This is a genomic window from Pseudomonas sp. Fl5BN2 (genome assembly GCF_009908205.1).
In the GTDB taxonomy this organism is placed as follows: Bacteria; Pseudomonadota; Gammaproteobacteria; order Pseudomonadales; family Pseudomonadaceae; genus Aquipseudomonas.
The window spans coordinates 65,448-88,222 of sequence record NZ_JAAARL010000022.1 but is presented as its reverse complement, the minus strand read 5'-3'; the positions used below and the strand labels follow the sequence as shown (position 1 = coordinate 88,222).

Here is a 22,775-nt window from a genome sequence, read left to right as displayed (position 1 = left end):
AATTATTTGAATTCCAACGCCAAAGCGGCACACCAGGACTCGCCTCGCGAGCCCTGAGACAACAGATGCACAGAACGCCCATTGTTATGCGGTGTAATGGTAATGGTCAGGTCGGGCTTTGGCAAAAAGCCTGCACCACGCTGGGGCCATTCCAAAAGGCACAATGCATCACCTTCGAAGTAGTCGCGAATCCCCAGAAACTCTAGCTCCTCCGGGTCGACCAAACGGTACAGATCGAAGTGAAAGGCCCGCACCGTACCGATCTCGTAGGGCTCTACCAGGGTAAAGGTCGGGCTTTTTACTGCGCCTACATGCCCCAATCCCCGGATGATCCCCCGAGACAAGGTGGTTTTACCGGCCCCGAGGTCGCCCTCCAGAAAAATCACTCCCACGCCCCCGGTGACCCGGGCAATACGTGCACCAAATTCCACCATGGCCTGCTCGTCGGCCAGATAAAGGGTTAACTCAGACACGGTGATTGCTCCTCCAACAACTGACGAATGGCTGGGATCAGATCACTGGCCGCCAGCCCACGGCCCAATTTTCCTTGCAGCTCGCCGGCGCTGGCATGCAGCCAGACTGCCAGGCAGGCAGCATCGAATGCCGGCAACCGCTGTGCCAGCAACGCACCGATCAACCCCGCGAGCACATCCCCCAAACCCGCAGTGGCCATCGCCGGATGCCCAGCATCACAGCGGGCCAACTGGCCGTCGGGACTGGCGATCAGGCTACCAGCGCCCTTGAGCACGGCAATCGCTGCGTATTTCTCGCTCAAGGCTCGAACAGCCGCAGGGCGATCACTCTGAACCTCGGCAATGGAAACACCCAACAGACGAGCTGCCTCCCCGGGATGTGGGGTGATCACACTGCCGGTCGGCAGTTGCAGACCGCCCAGCGCCAATAGGTTCAAGGCGTCGGCATCCCACACTTGAGGCAAAGCCGCGTTGGCCGCAGCGGACAACAGGCTACGCCCCCAGGCGCCCTGGCCCAGGCCAGGGCCGACCACCACCACGCTGGCCTGTGCCAACAGCCCCATCAACTGATTGGCCGAATGGGTACCCAGGGTCATGACTTCCGGTAGGCGCGCACCGGCCGCAGCCACATGTTCGCTGCGAGTGGCCAGGGACACCAGCCCCGCGCCACTGCGCAGAGCGCATTCAGCACTCAACAAAGCAGCACCGGCAAAGCCTCGATCGCCACCGATCAACAACAGATGGCCGAACTGGCCTTTATGAGCATCTCGGGAGCGCACGTTCAGACGCGGCAAATGGCCGGAAGTCAGCAACTGAACGTCAGGTAAAGGGTGTTTTGTCTGCGGCATGCGTCTTCAAGCTCCGATGTCTGGCAGAATTATACGCACCTCAGCCCCGGTTTCTCTCGCATCATGCCCGCTATTACCCAGGATCTCCCCGCTCTCGCCCAATCGATCAAGGACTGGGGCCGCGAACTGGGCTTTCAACAAGTCGGCATCAGCGGCCTGGACCTGGCCGAGCATGAGCAGCACCTGGAGCGTTGGCTCGCCGCCGGCTACCACGGCGAGATGGAATACATGGGCGCCCACGGCAGCAAACGCTCCCACCCCGACCAATTGGTGCCCGGCACTCTGCGAGTGGTGTCGCTGCGCATGGACTACCTCCCCGGCGATACCCAAATGGCCCAGCGCCTGGCCGAACCCTCCAAAGCCTACGTCTCGCGCTACGCCCTGGGCCGCGACTACCACAAGCTGATCCGCAAACGCGTGCAACAACTGGCAGAGCGCATCCAGCAAGCCATCGGGCCCTTTGGCTATCGGGCCTTCGTCGACAGCGCGCCCGTGCTGGAGAAGGCCATCGCCGAACAGGCCGGGCTCGGCTGGATCGGCAAGAACACCCTGGTGCTGAACCGTAAGGCCGGCAGCTACTTCTTCCTCAGCGAACTGTTCGTCGACCTACCGCTGCCAGTGGACGCGCCCCATGCCACCGAGCATTGCGGACGCTGCACAGCCTGCCTGGACATCTGCCCGACCAAGGCCTTTGTCGGCCCCTATGTGCTGGATGCGCGGCGCTGCATTTCCTACCTGACCATCGAACTGAAAAATGCCATCCCCGAAGACCTGCGCCCGCTGATTGGCAATCGGGTATTCGGCTGCGACGATTGCCAGATCGTCTGCCCCTGGAACCGCTTCGCCCGCCCCTCGGGAGAAGGTGACTTCAAGCCTCGACACAACCTGGACAACGCGGAACTGGCGGAACTGTTCCTGTGGGACGAGGACAAGTTCCTCAGCAGCACCGAGGGCTCACCGCTACGCCGTGCGGGTTACGAGCGCTGGCTACGCAACCTGGCAGTGGGCCTGGGCAATGCACCATCGAGCATTCCGGTACTGGAGGCCCTCAAGGCCCGCCAGGACTATCCATCGGAGTTGGTGCGCGAGCATGTGCAATGGGCCCTGACCCAGCACGCCAACCGTCAATGCTCGTCGTTGTAGACGAACTTGGGCATTTCCCAGTGAAAACGAATTGCCAGCAAGCGCAATAGGAAACCGCCGAACAGGGTGATCAGGATCGACTGCTCACTGGGCAGTTGCAGGTAGATGCACAGCATGTAGCACCAGGCGGCGGCAAAGGACACGCTGGCATACAGTTCGCGACGGAAGATCAGCGGAATGTCGTTGCAGAAGATATCCCGGAGGATGCCGCCAAAGACCCCGGTGATCACCCCGCTGACCGCAGCCACCAGCATGCCGTGCCCCATCTCCAGAGCGGTCATGCAGCCGATCAGGGTAAAGGCCACCAGGCCCACGGCGTCGAGCACTAAAAACAGCGAACGCAGATGGCGCATCAGCGGCGCGATGAAAATCGTCACCAAGGCTGCCACCGAGGTCAGCACCAGGTATTCCGGGTGCTTGACCCAGGTCAGCGGGTAATGCCCCAGCAGCACATCACGGACCGAACCGCCCCCCAGCGCGGTGACACAGGCGATCAGCACCACGCCGAACCAGTCCATGCCGCGACGGCCGGCAGACAGTGCGCCGGTCATGGCCTCGGCGGTAATGGCAATCAGATAAAGCATCAACAGCATGATGGCGGTCCTTACAGGAAGGCGCGCAGTCTACTCAGTTGAAGCGAGCACCAAAAGAGGGCAAGTACGGACGCGGAGTTTGCTGCGCGCCCGTTCTCCGGCAAGCCGGTTCCTGCGATCAGAGCTTGATGAAGTGCTTGCGGTAATGCTGCAGCTCAGCGATCGACTCGCGGATATCGTCCAGGGCCAGGTGGGTGCCGCCTTTCTTGAAGCTATCGCGCACGTCCGGAGCCCAGCGAGCAGCCAGCTCCTTGAGGGTCGAGACATCAAGATTGCGGTAGTGAAAGTAGCTTTCCAGGGCCTTCATGTGACGATAGAGGAAGCGTCGGTCCTGGCAGATGCTGTTGCCGCAGATCGGCGACTTGCCCTTGGGCACCCATTGCTCCAGGAAGGCAATGGTCTGGGCTTCGGCTTCGGCCATGCTGATACGGCTTTCGCGAACCCGCTGGGTCAGCCCGGAACCGCCATGCTGGCGGGTATTCCATTCATCCATGCCGGCAAGGATTTCGTCGCTCTGGTGGATGGCGATGACCGGTCCTTCAGCCAAGGTGTTGAGATTGCTGTCGGTGACAATGGTCGCCATCTCGATGATGACGTCGGTGTCAGGGTTCAGACCGGTCATTTCCAGATCGATCCAAATCAGGTTCTGCGGGTTTTGCATGGGTGGGCTCCTCGGCGTAGTTGCGCAGTTTAGCCTAGCGGGCCTGCCCGGCGTGCTAAACTCGCCGCCGTTTTACCCAACCGCCGTAATTATCGACACGGAACACCAATGGCCAAACGCCAGCTCAATCGCCGCCAAAACTGGCGCATCGAAAAGATTCAGGGTGAGCGCGCTGCTCGCGCTGCCAAACGCGAGTCCTCCGCCGTAGAGGCACTGGAAGGTGGCGACCTGGGCCCGGAACAGACCGGCCTGGTCATTGCCCACTTCGGCGTTCAGGTCGAGGTCGAGGCCCGCGAAGGCGAACTGGCCGGCCAAGTGTTCCGCTGCCACTTGCGGGCCAACCTGCCCGCCCTGGTGACTGGGGATCAAGTGGTCTGGCGCGCCGGCAACCAGGGCATCGGGGTGATCGTCGCGCAACTGCCGCGCAACACCGAGCTGTGCCGCCCGGACAGCCGCGGCCAGCTCAAGCCAGTGGCCGCCAACGTCGACATGATCGTGATCGTGTTTGCGCCCATGCCCGAGCCCCACGCCAACCTCATCGACCGTTACCTGGTGGCCGCCGAGCACGCCGGTATCCGGCCACTGCTGCTATTGAACAAGGCCGACCTGATCGACGAGCAGAACGCTCCGGCACTCAACGCCTTGCTCGCGGTCTATCGCCAGCTGGGTTATCCACTGCTGGAAGTCTCGGCCCATCACGGCGACGGCATGGAACAACTGCAAGCCCTGCTGGATGGTCGCATCAGTGTGTTCGTCGGTCAGTCCGGGGTAGGCAAGTCGTCCCTGGTGAACAGCCTGCTACCGGAAGTCGAAACCCGGGTCGGCCCACTCTCCGAGCTTTCCGGGCAGGGCACCCACACCACGACTACCGCGCGGTTGTTCCACTTCCCCGGCGGCGGTGAACTGATCGACTCCCCAGGCATTCGTGAATTCGGCCTGGGACATGTCAGCCGGGCCGATGTCGAGGCCGGCTTCATCGAGTTCAACGACTTGCTGGGCACCTGCCGCTTCCGCGACTGCAAGCACGATCGCGAACCGGGCTGCGCACTGCTCAAGGCTCTGGAAGATGGGCGCATCCAACAACAACGGATGAACAGCTACCGCTCGATCCTCGCCAGCCTGCCCGACAACAGCTACTGAACGAACGACCGTAGAAACGACAAGGCCGCGATCTTCGCGGCCTTGTCATTTGTCACTTCACCGTTCCCGGTACAGCCGGTGGCGCCGCAGGCTGGGGTGTCGGGGCCGTCGGAGCCGGCCTGGAAGCTGGCGCCTGACCTGCCGCACCCTGCTCATCCATCTTCAGCACGCCATCTTCAAAGATGTTCATCCGCTGGCGCACTTCATGAGCCGGCAGTGACTCGCTGCCCGGCGGCAGGGCATTCGGATCAGTTGCCGCACCCGGCACCGCCCCGGGAGCCCCGCTCCCCTGGGCTGGCGCCGGGGCATTCGGATCGGTCTGCTCACCCTCGATGGCGCGCTGCGCCTTCTTGGTCAGCACCACGATATCGATACGCCGGTTGACCGGGTTGAACGGATCCTTGCGATCGAACAGCGCAGAGGAGGCGAAACCCACTACTCGTGCCACTTGCGGATCAGGATAACCACCAGCCACCAACGCCCGCCGCGCAGCGTTGGCACGGTTGGCAGACAGCTCCCAGTTACCGAAGTCGCCAGTGCCCGAATACGGCTTGGCATCGGTATGACCGCTGATGCTGATCTTGTTCGGCACCGTCTTGATGGTGTCGGCCATGGCCAGCAGGATGTCTTCGAAATACGGCTTCAGACGGGCGCTGCCGGAGTCGAACATCGGCCGGTTCTCGGCGTCCATGATCTGGATGCGCAGACCGTCCGGGGTGATCTCGAAGAGGATCTGATCCTTGAACTTCTGCAGTTGGGGATTCTCTTCGACCTTGTTCTGCAACTCTTGCAGCAGCAACTCGAGACGCTCGCGCTCGACCTGCTCGGCCATGCCCTCCACCTGATCGGCATCCACCGTGACCTTGTCCGGTTGTGGCTGGGACTTGATCTCGGGGTTGAGGGTGGTATCTGGCGCCAGCTCCGGAGAGCCGCCCAGATCAATAATGTAGGGCGTGCCGCTTTCAGAGAAGCCGATCGGATCCTTGAAGTAACCGGCAATGGCGATCTTCTGTTCCGGAGTTGCAGTGGACAGCAACCACAGCACCAGGAAGAACGCCATCATCGCCGTGGCAAAGTCGGCGAAGGCGATTTTCCAGGCGCCCCCGTGATGCCCGCCAGCGAAGCGCTTGACGCGCTTGATGATAATCGGCTGATTATTTTCCATGACTTAGCGACCGCGAACCGCTTGTTCCAGCTCGGCGAAGCTAGGACGGTGCGCCGGGTACAGGACCTTGCGCCCGAACTCCACCGCCAGCGAAGGCGGCATGCCGGAAGCGGAGGCTACGAGCGAAGCCTTGATGGCCTCGTAGACATTCAGCTCTTCCTTAGCGTCATGGGACAACGAAGTGGCAAGCGGGCCGAAGAAACCATAGGCCGCAAGAATACCGAAGAAGGTACCCACCAGTGCCGCACCTACGTGCAAACCGATGGACTTCTGGTCGCCTTCACCCAGGGACGCCATGGTCACCACAATCCCCAGTACCGCCGCGACGATACCGAAGCCGGGCATGGCGTCGGCAATCCCGGTAACCGCATGGGATGGGTGCTCAAGGTCTTCCTTGAGGCTGAACAGCTCCATGTCGAACAGGCCTTCCAACTCGTGGGGAGCCATGTTGCCGGAGGACATGATGCGCAGGTAATCACAGATGAACGCAGTCATGCGCTCGTCCTTCAGAACCGCCGGGTACTTGGCGAAAATCGGGCTGGCCGCGGCGTCTTCGATATCCCCCTCAATCGCCATCATGCCTTCACGGCGGCTCTTGTTGAGGATTTCGTAGATCAGACCCAACACTTCCAAATAGAAAGTGTGAGTGAAGCGCGAACTGAACATTCCCAGGGATTTCTTGATGACGTGCATCGTCATATAACCCGGGTTGGCCTGGAGGAAAGCACCAAAGGCCGCACCGCCGATGATCAACACCTCGAAGGGCTGGATCAGGGCAGCGATTTTGCCGTGAGAGAGCACGTATCCGCCGAGCACGCTCGCGAATACGACGATGATGCCGATAATTTTAGCCATAGGTAGGGGAGTACTTACTGAGTCGGGTTCAAGGTCATATTCGGAAGTTCTTAAAACTCTTCTTCTACTTATCGGCAAAACTGCGCCAGACTATAGCCAGTTAAGGCGAAAAGCCAGTTTGGCCCGTTCTGGGCGCGTTCACAGCAAACGATGATTACGCCCAACCATGCCTAATGAAACCAGCGTCCCACATTCCCCGCCCGCCTCTCTCGACGCCTGGGTAAGACTCCTTAATGGCGTGCGCCTGCCCGTACCGCAAGCCAGCCATGACCGCGTCTGCGCAGCCATTGCCAACAATCGCAGCTCACTGCGCGATATTGCCGACCTGATGCAAAACAGTCCGGCACTGGCCTTGAGCGTGATCCGCGAAGCCAATCGGCACGCCCACGGCAGCATGAGTGAACCGGCGGAAAACCTGGAGATCGCAGTCAACCGCCTGGGCCTCAAGCGCACCGAGGAATTGCTCGAACAACTGCCGACGCTGCCCGAACAGCAGATCCCGCAGGCGCTACGCCAGTTCCAACTGATCAGCCAGCATGCCAGCCAGCAAGCCAACGGTTTCTTTGCCGGACGCCTGGCACGGCTCTGGCAAGACATCCACTGGGGCAGCCTGCTGTTTCTCTCACCCCTGTGGGCCATGGCCCTGGTGTATCCCAAGCTGCTGGAAGAGTGGGAGCTGCGGGTCATCTACAAACACGAATCCGCCCGCGAGGTCGAACTACAGCTGTTCGGTGTGCGCCTGATGGAGATGTGCCAGGCCCTGGTACAAGCCTGGCACTTGCCGATCTGGGTCCAGCAGGGCTATCGCGTGCTGACCCAGGAACAACACCTGCTGGCCAAGGCCATGCTGATCGCTCGGGACAGCGACAATCCGTTGCGCCAACAACAGCGCCTGGACGCCGACCCCGACCTGCGACGCTGGCTCAATCAGCCGGCCAACACCGTATTGCTGGCCAACGGCCTGGCACTGGCTGCGCATCAATCCTGGAACAGTCCTCACGGCCGACGCTGGCAGAATCTCACCAGCCTGTACCTGCAAATTCCCGTTGCCCAGGTCCAGCAACAGCTGCACCAACAAGCGGTACAAAGCGCTCGCAACGACACCCAGCCCGATCTCTGGCACCCGGCCCAGGCCCTGCTCTGGCCTTGGAACACCCGGCGCCTGCACCACGGCGAACTGCCAGCACCGGCCCCCACTGCGGCGGAGCTGGCCAAGTGGCGCAAACTCTGCGGCGAGCTGTTGCAGGACCCCAGCCCCTTTACCAATGCCGTGCACCTCACCGGCTTTGCCCGGGACGCCCTGGTCGCCTGCGGCATGCACCGGGTGATGCTACTGATGGTCGATCGCAGCCTGAATCATCTGCGGGTACAACAGCTCTTCGGCTTGCCCAAGGAAGCTGCCAGCCTGACGTTCCAAGCCAAGCAGAGCACGCTGCTGCAGCGCCTATTGGAAAAGTCCGCCCTGGTGCGCCTGACCCCGGCCAACAAAGCACAATTCTCCGCTCACTTGCCAGGAGCACTGCGCCAACTGTTCCGCGGTGAACACCTGCTGATCCGCTCCCTATCGTGCAACGACCGGGTGCTGATGCTGGCGATCGCCGATCAGGGCGGCGTACCGTTTTCGGAAATCAGCGTCCAGGCGTTCGGCAAGACCGCTCAGTGCATCGAAAAGGCCTTGCACAGCTTTACCAACCGCAGCCAATGACGCTTGCGCTACAATCTCTCCCTTTGCGCCCTGGGGACCTGACATGTCTGACTTCTCTGGCTTGCCGCTGGTCATCGAACCGAGCGACTTGCTCGCCCGCCTCGACGCTCGCGAACTGATCCTGGTCGACCTGACCAGCGCTGCCCGCTACGCCACCGGGCATATTCCCGGGGCACGCTTCGTCGACCCCAAGCGCACCCAGCTCGGCCAGGCTCCAGCCCCTGGGCTGCTACCGTCACAGTCCACCCTCGAAACGCTGTTTGGCGAACTCGGACACACCCCGGACGCCGTCTATGTGGTCTATGACGACGAGGGCGGTGGCTGGGCCGGGCGCTTCATCTGGCTGTTGGACGTGATCGGCCACAGCCGCTACCACTATCTGGATGGCGGCCTTACAGCCTGGTTGGGCGAAGGCCTGCCGGTTTCCACCGAAGTTCCGGCCTCGGCAGGCAACCCGGTGTCGCTGACCCTGCATGACGAGCCCATCGCCACCCGGGAATACCTGCAAAGCCGCCTCGGCGCTGCCGACCTGGCGATCTGGGACGCCCGCGGTCCGTTGGAGTATTCCGGCGAGAAGGTCCTGGCCGCCAAAGGCGGACACATCCCCGGCGCGGTGAACTTCGAGTGGACCGCCGGCATGGACCAGGCACGCCACCTGCGCATCCGCCTCGACATGCCGCAGATCCTCAAGGACCTGGGCATCAGCAAAGACAAAGAAGTGATCACCCACTGCCAGACCCACCACCGCTCTGGCTTCACCTACCTGGTGGCCAAGGCGCTCGGTTATCCACGGGTCAAGGGCTACGCCGGTTCCTGGGGCGAATGGGGCAATCATCCCGATACGCCCGTAGAGATTTAAGGTTTTTAAGGACAGTCAATGAAAAAGCGTTTGTTCATCCTCAGCCAGTACCTGCTGCCTCACCACCTGCTGTCGCGCCTGGCCGGCTGCATTGCCGAGTGCCGCGTGCGCTGGTTCAAGAATGCCTTCACCAGTTGGTTCGCCAAGCAGTATCAGGTGGACATGTCCGAGGCCCAAGTGGAGGACGTGACCGCTTACGAGCACTTCAACGCCTTCTTCACCCGCGCCCTGAAAGACGGTGTCCGGCCGCTGGACCCGACTCCGGGCGCAGTGCTCAGCCCAGCCGACGGTGCAGTCAGCCAACTGGGCCCGATCGAACACGGCCGAGTGTTCCAGGCCAAGGGCCACAGCTACAGCGTGCTGGAACTGCTGGGCGGCGACCCGGCCCTGGCCGCGCCATTCATGGGCGGTGACTTCGCCACCATCTACCTGTCGCCCAAGGACTACCACCGGGTGCACATGCCTCTGGCCGGTACCCTGCGGGAAATGGTCTACGTGCCTGGGAGGATCTTCTCGGTGAACCAGACCACCGCCGAGAACGTTCCCGAACTGTTCGCCCGCAACGAGCGCGTAGTGTGCATTTTCGACACCGAACGCGGGCCGATGGCACTGGTGCTGGTGGGTGCAATGATCGTCGCGTCGATTGAAACCGTCTGGGCCGGCCTGGTAACGCCGCCCAAGCGCGAACTCAAGACCGTGCGTTACGACGAAGCCGCCCGAGCGCCAATCCACCTGGAAAAAGGTGCCGAGATGGGCCGCTTCAAACTGGGCTCCACCGCCATCGTGCTGTTTGGCCCGGACCAGGTGAAATGGGCCGAAGACCTGACCGCTGGCTCACCCGTGCAGATGGGGCAAGGCATGGGCCTGCCTAAAGCCTGATGCTCCAACGCTAAATGAAAAACGCCGCTGATCAGCGGCGTTTTTCATGGGCTGAGGGTTTCACCCCTCGCGCGATGGCAGGAACTCAGAGCTGTCCGTCACGATCACGGAAACCCAATAGGTACAGCACGCCATCCAGGCCCAGGGTGGAGATCGCCTGCTTGGCCGATTGCTTGACCAGTGGCTTGGCGCGGAAGGCCACGCCCAAGCCGGCAATGCCCAGCATCGGCAGATCATTGGCGCCGTCGCCGACCGCGATAGTCTGCTCCAGTCGCAAGCCTTCCTTGTGGGCCAGTTCACGCAGCAGATCGGCCTTGCGCTGAGCGTCGACAATCGGCTCCACGGCCACGCCGGTGACCTTGCCGTCCACCACTTCCAACTCGTTGGCGAACACATAGTCGATGCCCAGCTTGGCCTGCAGCTGCTTGGCGAAGTAAGTGAAGCCACCGGAGAGGATCGCGGTCTTGTAGCCCAGGCGCTTGAGCTCGGCGAACAGGGTTTCCGCACCTTCGGTCAAGCGCAGGGAGGCGCCGATGGCATCCAGAACGCTCACGTCCAGGCCTTTGAGCAGCGCCAGGCGCTCCTTGAAGCTGGCACGGAAATCCAGCTCGCCGGCCATTGCCCGCTCGGTGATTTCCGCCACCCGAGCGCCAACCCCGGCGGCCTTGGCCAGCTCGTCGATGACTTCAGCCTCGATCAGCGTCGAATCCATGTCGAACACCGCCAAGCGCCGGTTACGGCGGAACAGCGAGTCCTCCTGGAAGGCGATATCGACGTTTAGCTCCTGAGCCACACTGAGGAACTCGGCGCGCAAGGCCTGTGGGTCGGCGGCTTCGCCACGCACCGAAAACTCGATGCAGCCCTTGCCCTGGTCCGCCGGCATGTCCAGAGGCATACGCCCGGACAGGCGATCGATATGGTCGATGTTCAGGCCATATTGGGCAGTAATCGAACTTACTCGCTGCAGTTGCTCAGCGGTGACCTTGCGGGTCAGCAAAGTAACGATATGGCGCTTCTTGCCTTGGCCGTCCACCCATTGCTGGTAGTCCTCTTCGGACACCGGAGTGAAGCGGACCTGCTGGTCGAGCTTGTAGGCGGTGAACAGAATATCCTTGAGCACCGACGAGCTCTGCTCGTTGCTCGGAATTTCAACCAGGATGCCGAACGACAGGGTGTCGTGGATAACCGCCTGACCAATGTCGAGAATGTTCACACCACCCTGGGCCAGAACACCGGTAATGGCCGCAGTCAGACCGGGACGATCTTCGCCGGTGATGTTTATCAGGACAATTTCGCGCAAGGCGCACCCCCGAGGTGGAAAAAAAGCTCATTCTACCCACTTTCGGTGACCATCGGGCACAGCCAGCGCTTTGCCGGCCTAGGGCCTATCGCTATACTGCGCGTCAACTTCACGGACAAAAGAGCCGAGCTCAGTGAACCGGCCCACGCCAGTTAAAACCGATAACTTCTTCCTGCTGATCTTCCGTGCACTGCGTCATCGCCGTGTGCCGATTGCATTGCGCATTGCCAGCCATAACGTGATCCTGGTCGCCCTGGCCCTGGTGATCTATGCCGGCGTGATGGGCCTGCAGTTCAAGCAAGCCATGCATGAACAGGCCGACGCCCTGGGTCAGAGCCTGACCACCCAGACCGCCACTTCGGCCACCGAGCTACTGGTGTCCAATGACATCCTCAGCCTCAATGTCCTGCTCAACAACCTGACCAAGAACCCGCTGGTAGCCCACGCGGCAATCTATAGCGTCGACAACCGCATCCTCGCCGAAGCCGGCCAACGCCCAAAGAGCAGCCTGCTGGGTGAAACCGAGGGCGTGTACCAAACCAAGATCACCTTCCAGGACGTGACTGCCGGCAACCTGCGGATCAGCCTGGACATGGCGCAATTCCAGCAGCCGATGACCATCAGCCTGCAGAGCATGGGGATTCTCAGCGCCATCCTGCTGGCCCTGGCATTGGCCCTGAGCCTGCGCCTGGGACGCCACATCTCCACCCCACTGCTGCAACTGCGAGTCTGGCTGCGGGACCTGGATGAACACACTCCGGCCACTCAGCGCCAGGACGAAATCGGTGACCTGGCGCGCCAACTACACGCGCGCCTGGTGCCGGAAAAGCCGGAGCCGGAACCTCAGCCAGAAGACGAAGAAGAGGATTACCAGGACACCGAGGCAGACGAACCGGCGTTCGAAGTGCGCAACCTGCGCGATCCGAGCTTTGATGAAAGCGCCCCGGTGGCCGGCCTCAAGCCTGCGCCACGACACCAGGTCAGCGCTGAGGAAGACGAGCTGGACGAGGAAGACCCGTTCGCCGACCTGCGCGATCACTCGTCGGCACCAGCGCCCAAGCCACAACCGCAACCTCAAGCCCCGAAACAGCCTCAGCACAGTGCGGTGCTCGCGGTGCAACTGGGTGCTCAGGAACAACTGCGGCGCCTGCCACGCGCGCGCCTGATGGAATTGCTGGAACGCTATCGCGATTGCCTCGATCAGGCGGCCTCGCTGTACCAGAGCGAGCTGCACACCCTGAACGACGGCAGCACGCTGATGCTGTTCCACAGCGAAGACAGCGGCGACGACTACCTGACCAATGCCATCTGCTGTGGCGAGCTGCTGCGCGCCCTGGGCCATGCCCTGCAGATCGAAGTGGCCGACAGCGGCATCACCCTGCAACTGCAGCTGGGCCTGACCCTGGGCGATGAATTGTTCGGCCTGAGCCAGATCGACCTGCTGCTGACCGAGACCGCCCAGGATGCCCTGGCACTGTCCCAACACAGCCGCAACCTGCTGCTGGTAGAGCGCAAGATCAACGATGATGCACTGATTCGTCAGCGAGCACGTATCCGCCCTATCGCCAGCCCGGAAGGTGCCTGCTGTGTCGAACGATTGATGGAGCCTTATCCGTCGATGCTGGAACGGCAACTGGCGCGCATGCACGAGACACGGGCCAAGCTGTAAGGCTGAAACCGTGCAAGAAAACGCCCGCCCAGTGCGGGCTTTTTTGTGCCTGGGTGGCGGGCGGCGTGGCGCCCTTCGCTGGCAAGCCAGCTCCTACAACAGCCCCGGCGGACTGCGTAGGAGCCGGCTTGCCGGCGAAGGCAATCGACCAGACACGCCCACTGCAGAAACGACAAGGCCCGCCAATGGGCGGGCCTTGTCTTGCAGCCAATCACCTCAGAACCTGAATACTTCCATATCCGTGCGGATCGGCGTGGCCATCGGAATCTTCGGCTGCTTCTCCTGCTCTGCCGGCTTGGCCGCTGGTGCCGGCGCGGCCTTGCGAGGCACCTCCGCCACCGCCGGCTGATTGGCCAGGGGCTTGAGAGCGACCGACAGCTGCTCGGCCAGGCGCTGCAACAACACGCCTTGAGCCTGGACCTGGGAAGCCGTGGTACCCGCGTGCTGCTCCTGCAGGTGGACGATGCGGTTGTCCCGCACCTGGCCACGACGATCGATCAAGCGCCATTGCGCATCCAGCACCGCAGGTTGCGACTTGCCGGAATCCAGACGAGTGATCGACAGCAGCACTTGTACATCCGGGGTGAAACCGCTGGTAGCCGGTGCCAGCACGACCCGTTGGCTGTCCAGTTGGCCCGCCACCTGGCGCAGCAACAGTTGGTCGATGTCCGAAGACAAGCTGCCCGCCCAACGACCATCAGTGGAAGCCTGCAGGCTGCCATCGTTCTGGCGCTGCAGGAGGGTTTCACGTTGCAGGTAATCCGCGATCAGCACCGGGCCGAGCAATACCGACATGCCGGCGCTGGCCGGCTGAGCTGGACTTCCGCTGTCCAGCTGATACAGCGACACCGGTTGGTGTACGCTGCAACCCGCCAGGCCAAGAACGCCGGCGAGCAAGAAAACAAGAGGAAGGCGCAGAGCAGTCATCATCCCATCCAGGTGGCGGCCATAAGGCTAGCCACAGTGTAAATACTCAAAAAAACATGAATAACGCACGGCTACGCCTGCGTTTGAAAGCGCATATCATCCGTGAATATGCGCCATGACTCCAGTGTTCTAGCGTCGATCTGGCGCTTAAATCGCAGATCGAGCGCTCTAGCCCAGCCTTAACTGAGAGTTTCTACCAACAACGCATCCACTCGTTGGAAACCGCGGGGCAATTTGTTGCCACGACGCCCGCGCTCGCCCTTGTAGTGCTCAAGGTCATCGGCCTTCAGGGACAAGGTGCGCTTGCCAGCTTGCAGGACCAAGGTCGCGCCATCCGGCAACACGGCGATGTCGGTCACGTACTCCTCGCGGCTGGCTACTCGCTCACCGGGGATACCGATGATCTTGTTGCCCTTGCCCTTGCCCAGTTGCGGCAGGTCGCTGATCTTGAACACCAGCAGTCGACCTTCGGTGGTCACCGAGGCCAGCCAGTTTTGTTCGCGATCGGCCACCGGTCGCGGTGCCAGTACCTTGGCGTTGTTCGGCAGGCTCAACAGCGCCTTGCCCGCCTTGTTCTTGGCTTGCAGATCCTCACCCTTGACCACGAAGCCGTAGCCGGCGTCGGAGGCAATCACATACAAGGCATCGTCATCCGGCAGTAGCACGCACTCGAAGGTCGCGCCCGGCGGCGGTGTCAGACGGCCAGTCAAAGGCTCACCCTGACCACGGGCCGATGGCAGTGTGTGGGCCGCCACCGAGTAGCTGCGACCAGTGGAGTCGATGAACACCGCAAACTGGTTGGAGCGTCCGGCAGCAGCGGTCTTGTAACCGTCGCCGGCCTTGTAGGACAGGCCAGTGGCGTCAATATCGTGCCCCTTGGCACAACGGACCCAGCCTTTTTCCGACAGGACGATGGTGACCGGCTCGGTAGGCATCAGCTCGTTTTCCGACAGTGCCTTGGCTTCGGCCCGGGCAACGATCGGCGAACGGCGGTCGTCGCCATAGGTTTCGGCGTCTTGCAGCAATTCCGTGCGCACCAGCTTTTTCAGCTTGGCTTCGCTGCTGAGCAGGGCTTGCAGCTTGGCCTGCTCCTTGAGCAATTCATCCTGCTCGGCGCGCAACTTCATTTCTTCCAGGCGTGCCAATTGCCGCAAGCGAGTATCGAGGATGTAGTCGGCCTGAATCTCACTGAGGGCAAAGCGCTCGATCAGCTTGGCCCGCGGATGCTCCTCGGTACGGATGATGTGGATCACTTCATCCAGGTTGAGGTAGGCAATCAGCAAACCGTCCAACAGGTGCAGGCGACGCTCGACCTTGTCCAGGCGGAACTGCAGGCGGCGGCGCACAGTGGTCACCCGGAATTCCAGCCATTCCACCAGCAGCGCCCGCAGGTTCTTCAGTTGCGGCTTGCCATCCAGGCCGATGATGTTGACGTTGACCCGGTAGGTCGACTCCAACTCGGTGGTAGCGAACAGATGCTGCATCAGCTCCTCGGGGTCGACCCGGTTGGAGCGCGGGATGATCACCATGCGGCACGGGTTCTCGTGGTCCGACTCGTCTCGCAGGTCGGCCACCATCGGCAGCTTCTTGGCCTGCATCTGCGCGGCAATCTGCTCCAGCACCTTGGCCCCGGAGACCTGATGCGGCAGCGCGGTGACGATGATGTCGCCATCCTCGATGCGGTACACGGCACGCATGCGCACCGAACCACGACCGGTTTCATAGATCTTCAGCAGATCGGCGCGAGGGGTGATGATTTCCGCTTCGGTGGGATAATCCGGGCCCTGGATATGTTCACAGAGCTGTTCCACCGTGGCCTTGGGCTCGTCCAGCAGACGCACGCAGGCCGAGGCCACTTCCCGCAGGTTGTGCGGTGGCACGTCGGTGGCCATGCCCACGGCAATGCCGGTGGTGCCATTGAGCAGGATGTTCGGCAACCGGGCCGGCAATACTTGCGGCTCCTGGAGCGTACCGTCGAAGTTCGGCCCCCAGTCCGCAGTGCCCTGGCCCAGCTCGCTGAGCAGTACTTCGGAATAGCGCGACAAGCGTGCTTCGGTGTAGCGCATGGCGGCGAAGGACTTGGGATCGTCCGGCGCGCCCCAGTTGCCCTGGCCGTCCACCAGCGTGTAGCGATAGCTGAATGGCTGGGCCATCAGCACCATGGCTTCGTAGCAGGCCGAGTCGCCGTGCGGGTGGAACTTGCCGAGCACGTCACCCACGGTACGCGCGGATTTCTTGTGCTTGGAATCGGCATCCAGCCCCAACTCACTCATGGCGTAGACGATACGCCGCTGTACCGGTTTCAAGCCGTCGCCGATGTGCGGCAGAGCACGGTCCATGATCACGTACATGGAGTAGTTGAGGTAGGCATTTTCGGTGAAGTCGGCCAGTGATCGGCGTTCTACGCCATCCAGGCTGAGATCAAGGGAATCGCTCATGCGGGCCTCATTGGTTCGTAGTCTGGCGCAGCAGCATGGTGCCGCCGCGCTGAGTAAATTCAAGTTTCTTCAAAGCGCTCATGCCCAGCAAAACCTGGTCACCGTCGAGCCCCGGAGCTACCAGGGCCCTGACGTCCTGGAGGACGATGTCGCCCAGCTGTAGCCGCTCGATGCGGGTCCGATAACCCTCGCTGCGCCCATTGGCGGTGCTCAGGGTGACCGGCGCCCCGCGCTCCAGGCCAAGGCGCTCGGCCAACCCGGAGGGAATCGAGACATCGGTGGCTCCGGTATCGAGCATGAATTGCACCGGCAGCCCATTGATATGGCCACTGGCGACGAAATGCCCTTGGCCATTACCGGCCAGTTTTACTTCGATGTAACCCTCATGTTGTTGCGAACTGACGACGGTATTGGGGTTCTCCTGACGCGCCTCCCAGCCGGCAAAGAATTGCGTGGCCAGAAACAGTGCCGCGGCCCAGGCCATGATCAACATCACGCGCCCGGCACTCTTGCCTGGTTGCTGGCTCATGGCTTGGCACTCCAGCCGCCTTCAGGGGCTGCAAAGCGCCAGACAATCGGACGGGCCTCGCCATCGGCGCGGGCCCAATGATTGTTGTTGTCCAGGCCGACCCAAGCGCCCTTGGCATCCACCACCAGCGCCTCCGCCAAACCAAAAGACTGTGCATAGCGCCGATGCTCCACCAGAGCTTCGGCGGCAAACGACCAGCATTGCTCGACCTTGGCAGTCTGCGCATCCCGGCGGCAGATCTGGTAGGCATTACGCTCAAGGGTGAACAGCTTGCCGTCGAACAGCGACAAGTCAGCGAAATCACGAGATACCGCCTTGGCATGGGGCACCTGCACCGGCTGCATTTCCATACCGGCTTCGCTGAGCAGCACGCAGGCGCCGTCACAGTCCCAGAGGGTCTGCCCACGCTTGATCATCAGCACGCCGCGCCGCTGACGCTCCGCCGCCAACCAGATCCGATCCCCGGCGGGGCTCACCGCCAGGCCCTCGAACAAGGCATTGAAATGCAACAGCATGCCACTGGCACGGGCTTCGCGAAGCATGACTGGGGAAATCTTCAACCAGGCCGGCGCACCTTGTATCGGAACCTGCAACACCGTGGCGTGGGTTTCGCTGACCACGTACTTGTTGCCGGCGGCATCACAGGAGATGCCTTCGAAGTCCAACTTGCCGCCACGCACGAAGGACGCTGCCCAGGCGCTCGATTTCAACCCCCAGGGCAGACCCGTATCCGGCACCGGCGGCACCTCTATCTTGACCGTCTCGGCCTGCCAGACGGTATCGCGGGTATCGAGCCGATAGATCTGATCGTCGTCGCGGTCGGAGACCGTCCACAATGCCTGGCCACAGAGCGCCAGCCCGGACAGATTGCCACCACGCATGCCTTCCACAGGATGCTCGGACAGCAAGGTCAGTTCGGGTGCCGGCGCGGCCACCACCGAGGTTGCCAATAGCGCGAGGGCCAGGGCAAAACCCCTGTGCATCAGCCCAGCACCTCGGCCAGGTTGCCCTTGGACTCCAGCCAGGCCTTGCGATCGCCGGCGCGTTTTTTCGCCAGCAGCATGTCCATGATTTCCGAGGTGGCCTCGACGTCATCCAGGGTCAACTGCACCAGACGCCGGGTGTTCGGGTCCATGGTGGTCTCACGCAGTTGCGGCGGGTTCATTTCACCCAGCCCCTTGAATCGGGTGACCTGCGGCTTGCCACGTTTCTTCTCGGCCACCAGGCGGTCGAGGATGCCGTCGCGTTCGGCGTCATCCAGGGCGTAGTAGATGTCCTTGCCCAGGTCGATGCGATACAGCGGCGGCATGGCCACGTAGACGTGGCCGGCATTCACCAGCGGACGGAAATGCTGGACGAACAGAGCACACAGCAAGGTGGCGATGTGCAGGCCGTCGGAGTCGGCGTCGGCGAGAATGCAGATCTTGCCGTAGCGCAGCTGGCTCATGTCCTCGGCGCCCGGATCGACGCCAATGGCCACTGCAATATTGTGCACTTCCTGGCTGGCCAGGACTTCGCTGCCGTCCACTTCCCAGGTGTTGAGGATCTTGCCGCGCAACGGCAGGATCGCCTGGAATTCCTTGTCCCGTGCCTGCTTGGCCGAACCACCGGCGGAGTCACCCTCCACCAGGAACAGCTCGGAACGCATCGGGTCCTGGCCGGCGCAGTCCGCCAGCTTGCCCGGCAGTGCCGGCCCCTGGGTAATGCGCTTGCGTTCGACCTTCTTGCTGGCCTTCAAACGACGACCGGCGTTGCTGATGGCCAGTTCCGCCAGTTGCATGCCCAGCTCGGGGTTGGCGTTGAGCCACAGGCTGAAGGCGTCCTTGACCACACCGGAAACGAACGCCGCCGCCTCGCGGGACGACAAGCGCTCCTTGGTCTGGCCGGAGAATTGCGCGTCCTGCATCTTCATCGACAGGACAAAGGCAATCCGCTCCCAGACGTCTTCCGGGGCCAGCTTGAGGCCACGGGGCAGCAGGTTGCGGAATTCGCAGAACTCGCGCATGGCATCCAGCAGGCCCTGGCGCAGACCGTTGACGTGAGTGCCGCCCTGGGCCGTGGGGATCAGGTTGACGTAGCTTTCCTGGACACTGTCGCCGCCTTCGGGCAGCCACAGCAGGGCCCAGTCCACCGCTTCCTTGTTACCTGCCAGGCTGCCGCAGAACGGCTCGTCCGGCAGGCGTTCGAATTCGCTGACCGCGTCCACCAGGTAGGAACGCAAGCCATCTTCATAATGCCACTCGACCTTCTCGCCGCTGGACTTGTCTTCGAAGCTGACCAGCAGTCCCGGACACAGTACGGCCTTGGCCTTGAGCACATGCTTGAGGCGGCTGACGGAGAACTTCGGTGAATCGAAGTATTTCGGATCCGGCGCGAAGTACACGCTGGTACCGGTGTTGCGCTTGCCTACGGTGCCGACCACTTCCAGCTCGGTGGCCTTGTAGCCGTCGGCGAAGGTCATCTGGTATTCGTTGCCGTCGCGCTTGACCCGTACCCGGACCTGGTTCGACAGAGCGTTGACCACGGAAATACCCACCCCGTGCAGACCGCCGGAGAACTGGTAGTTCTTGTTGGAAAACTTGCCGCCCGCATGGAGTTTGGTGAGGATCAGCTCGATCCCCGACACGCCCTCTTCCGGGTGGATGTCCACGGGCATGCCGCGGCCATCGTCGGAGACCTCCAGGGAATGGTCGGCGTGCAGGATGACCTGTATCGACTTCGCATGGCCGGCCAGGGCTTCGTCGACACTGTTGTCGATGACTTCCTGGGCCAGGTGGTTGGGCCGCGTAGTGTCGGTATACATGCCCGGGCGTTTGCGCACCGGGTCGAGTCCCGAGAGGACTTCGATGGCGTCTGCGTTATAAGAGCTAGCGCTGGGAGTGGCCATGGGTTCTCGTCGTTAGTCGTTCAATGAATATGGGGCGACGGTTCACAATGCAGTGAAGTCGATCGCCTGGTACTGATCGGCAGTGATGCCGGCAAAATTCAACATCGCCGGCAACTGCCCGGCAAAACCTTGGAAACTATGATCGCCGCCGGCCTGGATACGCAAGGCGCAGGCACGGTAATACAGTTGAGCGCTGCGATAATCCAGCGTCTCGTCCCCGGTCTGCAACCAGACCTGATAACGCTGTGGGTCCTGGGGCGGCGCGACTTCCAGCTCAGCCAGGGCTGCCACATGGTCGTGGGTCAGCTCCCAGGTTTCATCGGTGTACAGGTTCTTCTGCGTGCCCAGATAACCGTCGAACATCCGGTGCGGGCTGACAGCAGGGTTGATCAGCAGGGCTTTCAGGCCAAAGCGCTCGGCAAGGTGAGTCGCATAGTAGCCGCCGAGCGAGCTGCCGACCAGCAATGGTCGACCGAGTTCGGCGATCGCCTGTGCCAACTGGCCAATGGCCTGGCGCGGATGGTGATGCAAGGCCGGCACGCGCAGTTGCTCGCCCAGGCCTAGCTGCTCCATGACGCTGCGCAGCTGGCTGGCCTTGGTCGAGGCGGGAGCACTGTTGAAGCCGTGGATATAGAGGATCGAACCGGACATGCAAGCTCCCTGTGCACCGAGGCAAAAGCCGCAGTTTACAGGGATGGCGCCGGGTAACGAAGCCGCTTCAGTAGCCGTTGCTGCCGTAGTCGATGGTGAATTCGTAGCCTTCGACCCGTTGCACGCCGGTTTCCAACCGTCCATCGGGCTGCAAGCGCAGCCAGCGGTAGCCTGGCGCCTGCTCCTCGACCTTGAAATCGTCGCTGCGGGGCTCGAACTGGATGCAGGTGGAGGGTGAGGCCAACAGTCGCACGTCACCCCGCAGGCGATCGATTTCTTGATGCACGTGGCCCCAGAGCAGCGCGCGAACCTGTGGAAAACCGTCGATCACGGCAAACAGCGCCTGAGCGTTGCGCAGGCCAATGGGCTCCATCCAGGCGCAGTCGATGGACACTGGATGGTGGTGCAGGCAGATCAGATGATGGCGTTCCGGGGCCTCGCTCAGGGAGCGAGTCAGCAATTGCAGTTGATCATCTTGCAGATAGCCCGGCACCGAGCCGGGCACCGCCGAGTCCAGCATGGTGATACGCCAGTTGCCGATATCCACCACCGGCTCCAGCAAGTCGCTGCCTCGCGTCGCCTGCTGCATGACCTGTGGCTCATCATGGTTGCCAGGCAGCCAGCGCCCCGGCGCACAGATCTGTCGGGTCAATTGACGAAAGCGCTGGTAGGACTCCAGGGTGCCGTCCTGGGACAGATCACCGGTGGCCAACATCAGGTCGATCTGCGGCTGCTGCGCCAATACCAGGTCGATGACTCGCTGCAGGCTATCGGCGGTGTTCATGCCCAGCAGCGCAGCATCCGTCTCGGCAAACAGATGGCTATCAGACAGCTGTACCAGCAACACGGAGTCGTCAGTGGACAGAGCGGATACGCTTGGCACGGCGTTCTCCCGGAGCGAAATCACAAGGCATGAAGAAGGCGACAATTATGCTGGGGGAAACGAGAAAGAGGAAACCACCGAAGTGGACCCAGTTCACATCTAGCGTACAGCTTCGAACTCATGCCCACAGGCCAGGCAGTGACTGAGCCACTCCCCGAGGAACACATTCAACTGGGCCTTTTCATCCGGCTGGTGCATGAAGGCGTTAGGGTAAGGGTAGATGCCGCGAAAACGCCGGGCATGCTCGGCGCTGATGACTTCCGCCATGCGTGCATCGTGATAGACCTGCACTTCCAGTTGCGGCACCGGCAGCCAGGGCAGGCTGTGCTCTTGGCGTACTTGCAAGGTGGTGGTGTAGGGACAGGCCAGCACCACTTCGAGGGCCAGTACGCCGAGCATCTGGTCACCCTGGGTCAGCGCAATGCGCCGGGCCACAGGCTGGTTGCGCATGTCGGGCAACAGGCGCATCAGCCGGGCATAGTTGGCCTCGCAGGAAGCTTGTAGCCCTGCGAGATCCACTCGATAGCGGTCGCGTAGCTTGTTTACGACCATAACCCCCTCACTTCAGCGCGATTGAGCGCCAGCCACTGCAAGGCAATAATGCTTGCCGCATTGCAAATCCGCCCGTCACGCATAGCCTGCAAGGCGTCCTCATAAGCCATCACCGAAACTCGAATGTCCTCCGCCTCTTCTTCCAGGCCGTGCAACCCGCCAGCGGCGCTGCTGTCGCAACGGCCCAGGTACAGATGGACGAATTCGGTGCTGCCCCCGGGCGACGGAAAATACTGGGTCATCGGCCACAACGCCAAGATGTCCAAGCCAGCTTCCTCCTGCGCTTCACGCCGAGCAACTTCTTCCGGCTGTTCATCCTTGTCGATCAGCCCGGCCACCAGCTCCACCAGCCAGGGCGTGGCGGTCTTGCCCATGGCGCCAACGCGGAACTGTTCGATCAGCACCACTTCATCACGCTGCGGATCGTAGGGCAGTACGCAGACCGCATCGTGACGGACAAAGACTTCACGATTGATTTCACGCCCCATGCCACCGGCGAACAGTTCGTGGCGCAGTTGCAAGCGGTCGAGCCGGTAGAAACCCTGGTAACAGTTTTCGCGACGGATGATCTCGACGGCATTCGGCGTGGAGTTGGCAAAGTCAGTCATAACAATCCTC

General features: G+C 61.9%; 22 protein-coding genes. 6 read left to right on the top strand and 16 right to left on the bottom strand.

Annotated features, from left to right (window positions below; all coding sequences use genetic code 11):
* Positions 1–2 precede the first annotated feature (2 nt).
* Both tsaE and GV819_RS26290 read right to left on the bottom strand, forming a co-directional pair.
* Positions 3–473: a tRNA (adenosine(37)-N6)-threonylcarbamoyltransferase complex ATPase subunit type 1 TsaE gene (gene tsaE / locus GV819_RS26295; RefSeq protein WP_161758971.1), complete on the bottom strand. Its 471-nt coding sequence runs from the start codon at positions 471–473 to the stop codon at positions 3–5.
* Positions 461–1,321 (bottom strand): NAD(P)H-hydrate dehydratase, encoded by an 861-nt coding sequence (locus GV819_RS26290; protein WP_161758970.1) that lies wholly within the window; start codon positions 1,319–1,321, stop codon positions 461–463. The genes tsaE and GV819_RS26290 overlap by 13 nt, the downstream gene beginning before the upstream one ends.
* Positions 1,322–1,384: 63 nt before the next feature.
* On the opposite strand from GV819_RS26290, the gene queG reads away from it, so the two are divergent.
* Entirely contained in the window at positions 1,385–2,464 is a 1,080-nt protein-coding gene (queG, locus tag GV819_RS26285) for a tRNA epoxyqueuosine(34) reductase QueG (protein ID WP_161758969.1), read from the top strand.
* On the opposite strand, the gene GV819_RS26280 is transcribed toward queG, so the two are convergent.
* Complete coding sequence (locus GV819_RS26280) at positions 2,446–3,060, bottom strand: trimeric intracellular cation channel family protein (protein WP_177431252.1); 615 nt, start codon at positions 3,058–3,060, stop codon at positions 2,446–2,448. The two genes, queG and GV819_RS26280, sit on opposite strands and share 19 nt — an antisense overlap.
* 115 nt (positions 3,061–3,175) lie before the next feature.
* The gene (gene orn, locus GV819_RS26275; RefSeq protein ID WP_053277194.1) at positions 3,176–3,718 is read right to left on the bottom strand and encodes an oligoribonuclease; all 543 of its coding nucleotides are present in this window, start codon (positions 3,716–3,718) and stop codon (positions 3,176–3,178) included.
* A gap of 108 nt (positions 3,719–3,826) precedes the next feature.
* On the opposite strand from orn, the gene rsgA reads away from it, so the two are divergent.
* On the top strand, positions 3,827–4,858 hold the full coding sequence (rsgA, locus tag GV819_RS26270; RefSeq protein ID WP_161758968.1) for a small ribosomal subunit biogenesis GTPase RsgA: 1,032 nt from the start codon (positions 3,827–3,829) through the stop codon (positions 4,856–4,858).
* A gap of 52 nt (positions 4,859–4,910) precedes the next feature.
* On the opposite strand, the gene motB is transcribed toward rsgA, so the two are convergent.
* A complete protein-coding gene (gene motB, locus GV819_RS26265) occupies positions 4,911–6,023 on the bottom strand; it encodes a flagellar motor protein MotB (RefSeq protein ID WP_161758967.1) in 1,113 nt (370 codons plus the stop codon).
* A gap of 3 nt (positions 6,024–6,026) precedes the next feature.
* The gene (motA, locus tag GV819_RS26260) at positions 6,027–6,878 is read right to left on the bottom strand and encodes a flagellar motor stator protein MotA (RefSeq protein ID WP_161758966.1); all 852 of its coding nucleotides are present in this window, start codon (positions 6,876–6,878) and stop codon (positions 6,027–6,029) included.
* A 166-nt stretch (positions 6,879–7,044) separates the two neighbouring features.
* Here motA and GV819_RS26255 point away from each other — a divergent pair, with 166 nt between their 5' ends.
* The 3 genes from GV819_RS26255 to asd are packed head-to-tail and all read left to right on the top strand — an operon-like array spanning position 7,045 to position 10,321.
* A complete protein-coding gene (locus GV819_RS26255) occupies positions 7,045–8,583 on the top strand; it encodes an HDOD domain-containing protein (protein WP_161758965.1) in 1,539 nt (512 codons plus the stop codon).
* 43 nt (positions 8,584–8,626) lie between these two features.
* Positions 8,627–9,442 carry a rhodanese-like domain-containing protein gene (locus tag GV819_RS26250; protein WP_161758964.1) on the top strand — a complete coding sequence of 272 codons (816 nt, stop codon included), beginning with the start codon at positions 8,627–8,629 and terminating at the stop codon, positions 9,440–9,442.
* Between the two features lie 18 nt (positions 9,443–9,460).
* On the top strand, positions 9,461–10,321 hold the full coding sequence (gene asd, locus GV819_RS26245; RefSeq protein WP_161758963.1) for an archaetidylserine decarboxylase: 861 nt from the start codon (positions 9,461–9,463) through the stop codon (positions 10,319–10,321).
* 85 nt (positions 10,322–10,406) lie between these two features.
* On the opposite strand, the gene serB is transcribed toward asd, so the two are convergent.
* Complete coding sequence (gene serB / locus GV819_RS26240) at positions 10,407–11,621, bottom strand: phosphoserine phosphatase SerB (RefSeq protein WP_161758962.1); 1,215 nt, start codon at positions 11,619–11,621, stop codon at positions 10,407–10,409.
* Between the two features lie 133 nt (positions 11,622–11,754).
* Here serB and GV819_RS26235 point away from each other — a divergent pair, with 133 nt between their 5' ends.
* A complete protein-coding gene (locus GV819_RS26235; protein ID WP_161758961.1) occupies positions 11,755–13,290 on the top strand; it encodes an AhpA/YtjB family protein in 1,536 nt (511 codons plus the stop codon).
* Positions 13,291–13,506: 216 nt separating this feature from the next.
* Here the strand turns inward: GV819_RS26235 and GV819_RS26230 are convergent, their stop codons facing one another.
* The 9 genes from GV819_RS26230 to GV819_RS26190 all read right to left on the bottom strand — a co-directional run bounded on the left by GV819_RS26230 (position 13,507) and on the right by GV819_RS26190 (position 22,765).
* On the bottom strand, positions 13,507–14,217 hold the full coding sequence (locus GV819_RS26230) for a PqiC family protein (RefSeq protein WP_161758960.1): 711 nt from the start codon (positions 14,215–14,217) through the stop codon (positions 13,507–13,509).
* A gap of 179 nt (positions 14,218–14,396) precedes the next feature.
* A complete protein-coding gene (gene parC, locus GV819_RS26225; protein ID WP_161758959.1) occupies positions 14,397–16,655 on the bottom strand; it encodes a DNA topoisomerase IV subunit A in 2,259 nt (752 codons plus the stop codon).
* 7 nt (positions 16,656–16,662) lie between these two features.
* Positions 16,663–17,184, bottom strand: a complete 522-nt coding sequence (locus GV819_RS26220) for a retropepsin-like aspartic protease family protein (RefSeq protein WP_161758958.1) — start codon at positions 17,182–17,184, stop codon at positions 16,663–16,665.
* Entirely contained in the window at positions 17,181–18,167 is a 987-nt protein-coding gene (locus GV819_RS26215) for an esterase-like activity of phytase family protein (RefSeq protein WP_161758957.1), read from the bottom strand. Before GV819_RS26215 ends, GV819_RS26220 begins: the two co-directional genes overlap by 4 nt.
* Positions 18,167–20,071 (bottom strand): DNA topoisomerase IV subunit B, encoded by a 1,905-nt coding sequence (gene parE / locus GV819_RS26210; protein WP_161758956.1) that lies wholly within the window; start codon positions 20,069–20,071, stop codon positions 18,167–18,169. Before parE ends, GV819_RS26215 begins: the two co-directional genes overlap by 1 nt.
* 42 nt (positions 20,072–20,113) lie before the next feature.
* Positions 20,114–20,722, bottom strand: a complete 609-nt coding sequence (locus GV819_RS26205) for a YqiA/YcfP family alpha/beta fold hydrolase (RefSeq protein WP_161758955.1) — start codon at positions 20,720–20,722, stop codon at positions 20,114–20,116.
* 67 nt (positions 20,723–20,789) lie between these two features.
* The gene (cpdA, locus tag GV819_RS26200; protein WP_161758954.1) at positions 20,790–21,605 is read right to left on the bottom strand and encodes a 3',5'-cyclic-AMP phosphodiesterase; all 816 of its coding nucleotides are present in this window, start codon (positions 21,603–21,605) and stop codon (positions 20,790–20,792) included.
* Between the two features lie 99 nt (positions 21,606–21,704).
* Entirely contained in the window at positions 21,705–22,157 is a 453-nt protein-coding gene (locus GV819_RS26195; RefSeq protein WP_161758953.1) for a DUF1249 domain-containing protein, read from the bottom strand.
* A complete protein-coding gene (locus GV819_RS26190) occupies positions 22,148–22,765 on the bottom strand; it encodes an NUDIX domain-containing protein (protein ID WP_161758952.1) in 618 nt (205 codons plus the stop codon). Before GV819_RS26190 ends, GV819_RS26195 begins: the two co-directional genes overlap by 10 nt.
* Positions 22,766–22,775: the final 10 nt, after the last annotated feature.

What these genes read in the sequence shown, in the direction of transcription:
- parE (WP_161758956.1), bottom strand. Translation starts at nt 20,071, where the DNA reads ATGGCCACTCCCAGCGCTAGCTCTTATAACGCAGACGCCATCGAAGTC.
- GV819_RS26250 (WP_161758964.1), top strand. Translation starts at nt 8,627, where the DNA reads ATGTCTGACTTCTCTGGCTTGCCGCTGGTCATCGAACCGAGCGACTTG.
- GV819_RS26290 (WP_161758970.1), bottom strand. Translation starts at nt 1,321, where the DNA reads ATGCCGCAGACAAAACACCCTTTACCTGACGTTCAGTTGCTGACTTCC.
- asd (WP_161758963.1), top strand. Translation starts at nt 9,461, where the DNA reads ATGAAAAAGCGTTTGTTCATCCTCAGCCAGTACCTGCTGCCTCACCAC.
- queG (WP_161758969.1), top strand. Translation starts at nt 1,385, where the DNA reads ATGCCCGCTATTACCCAGGATCTCCCCGCTCTCGCCCAATCGATCAAG.
- GV819_RS26195 (WP_161758953.1), bottom strand. Translation starts at nt 22,157, where the DNA reads ATGGTCGTAAACAAGCTACGCGACCGCTATCGAGTGGATCTCGCAGGG.
- rsgA (WP_161758968.1), top strand. Translation starts at nt 3,827, where the DNA reads ATGGCCAAACGCCAGCTCAATCGCCGCCAAAACTGGCGCATCGAAAAG.
- motB (WP_161758967.1), bottom strand. Translation starts at nt 6,023, where the DNA reads ATGGAAAATAATCAGCCGATTATCATCAAGCGCGTCAAGCGCTTCGCT.
- parC (WP_161758959.1), bottom strand. Translation starts at nt 16,655, where the DNA reads ATGAGCGATTCCCTTGATCTCAGCCTGGATGGCGTAGAACGCCGATCA.
- orn (WP_053277194.1), bottom strand. Translation starts at nt 3,718, where the DNA reads ATGCAAAACCCGCAGAACCTGATTTGGATCGATCTGGAAATGACCGGT.
- GV819_RS26230 (WP_161758960.1), bottom strand. Translation starts at nt 14,217, where the DNA reads ATGACTGCTCTGCGCCTTCCTCTTGTTTTCTTGCTCGCCGGCGTTCTT.
- GV819_RS26220 (WP_161758958.1), bottom strand. Translation starts at nt 17,184, where the DNA reads ATGAGCCAGCAACCAGGCAAGAGTGCCGGGCGCGTGATGTTGATCATG.
- motA (WP_161758966.1), bottom strand. Translation starts at nt 6,878, where the DNA reads ATGGCTAAAATTATCGGCATCATCGTCGTATTCGCGAGCGTGCTCGGC.
- GV819_RS26190 (WP_161758952.1), bottom strand. Translation starts at nt 22,765, where the DNA reads ATGACTGACTTTGCCAACTCCACGCCGAATGCCGTCGAGATCATCCGT.
- GV819_RS26205 (WP_161758955.1), bottom strand. Translation starts at nt 20,722, where the DNA reads ATGTCCGGTTCGATCCTCTATATCCACGGCTTCAACAGTGCTCCCGCC.
- GV819_RS26255 (WP_161758965.1), top strand. Translation starts at nt 7,045, where the DNA reads ATGCCTAATGAAACCAGCGTCCCACATTCCCCGCCCGCCTCTCTCGAC.
- GV819_RS26215 (WP_161758957.1), bottom strand. Translation starts at nt 18,167, where the DNA reads ATGCACAGGGGTTTTGCCCTGGCCCTCGCGCTATTGGCAACCTCGGTG.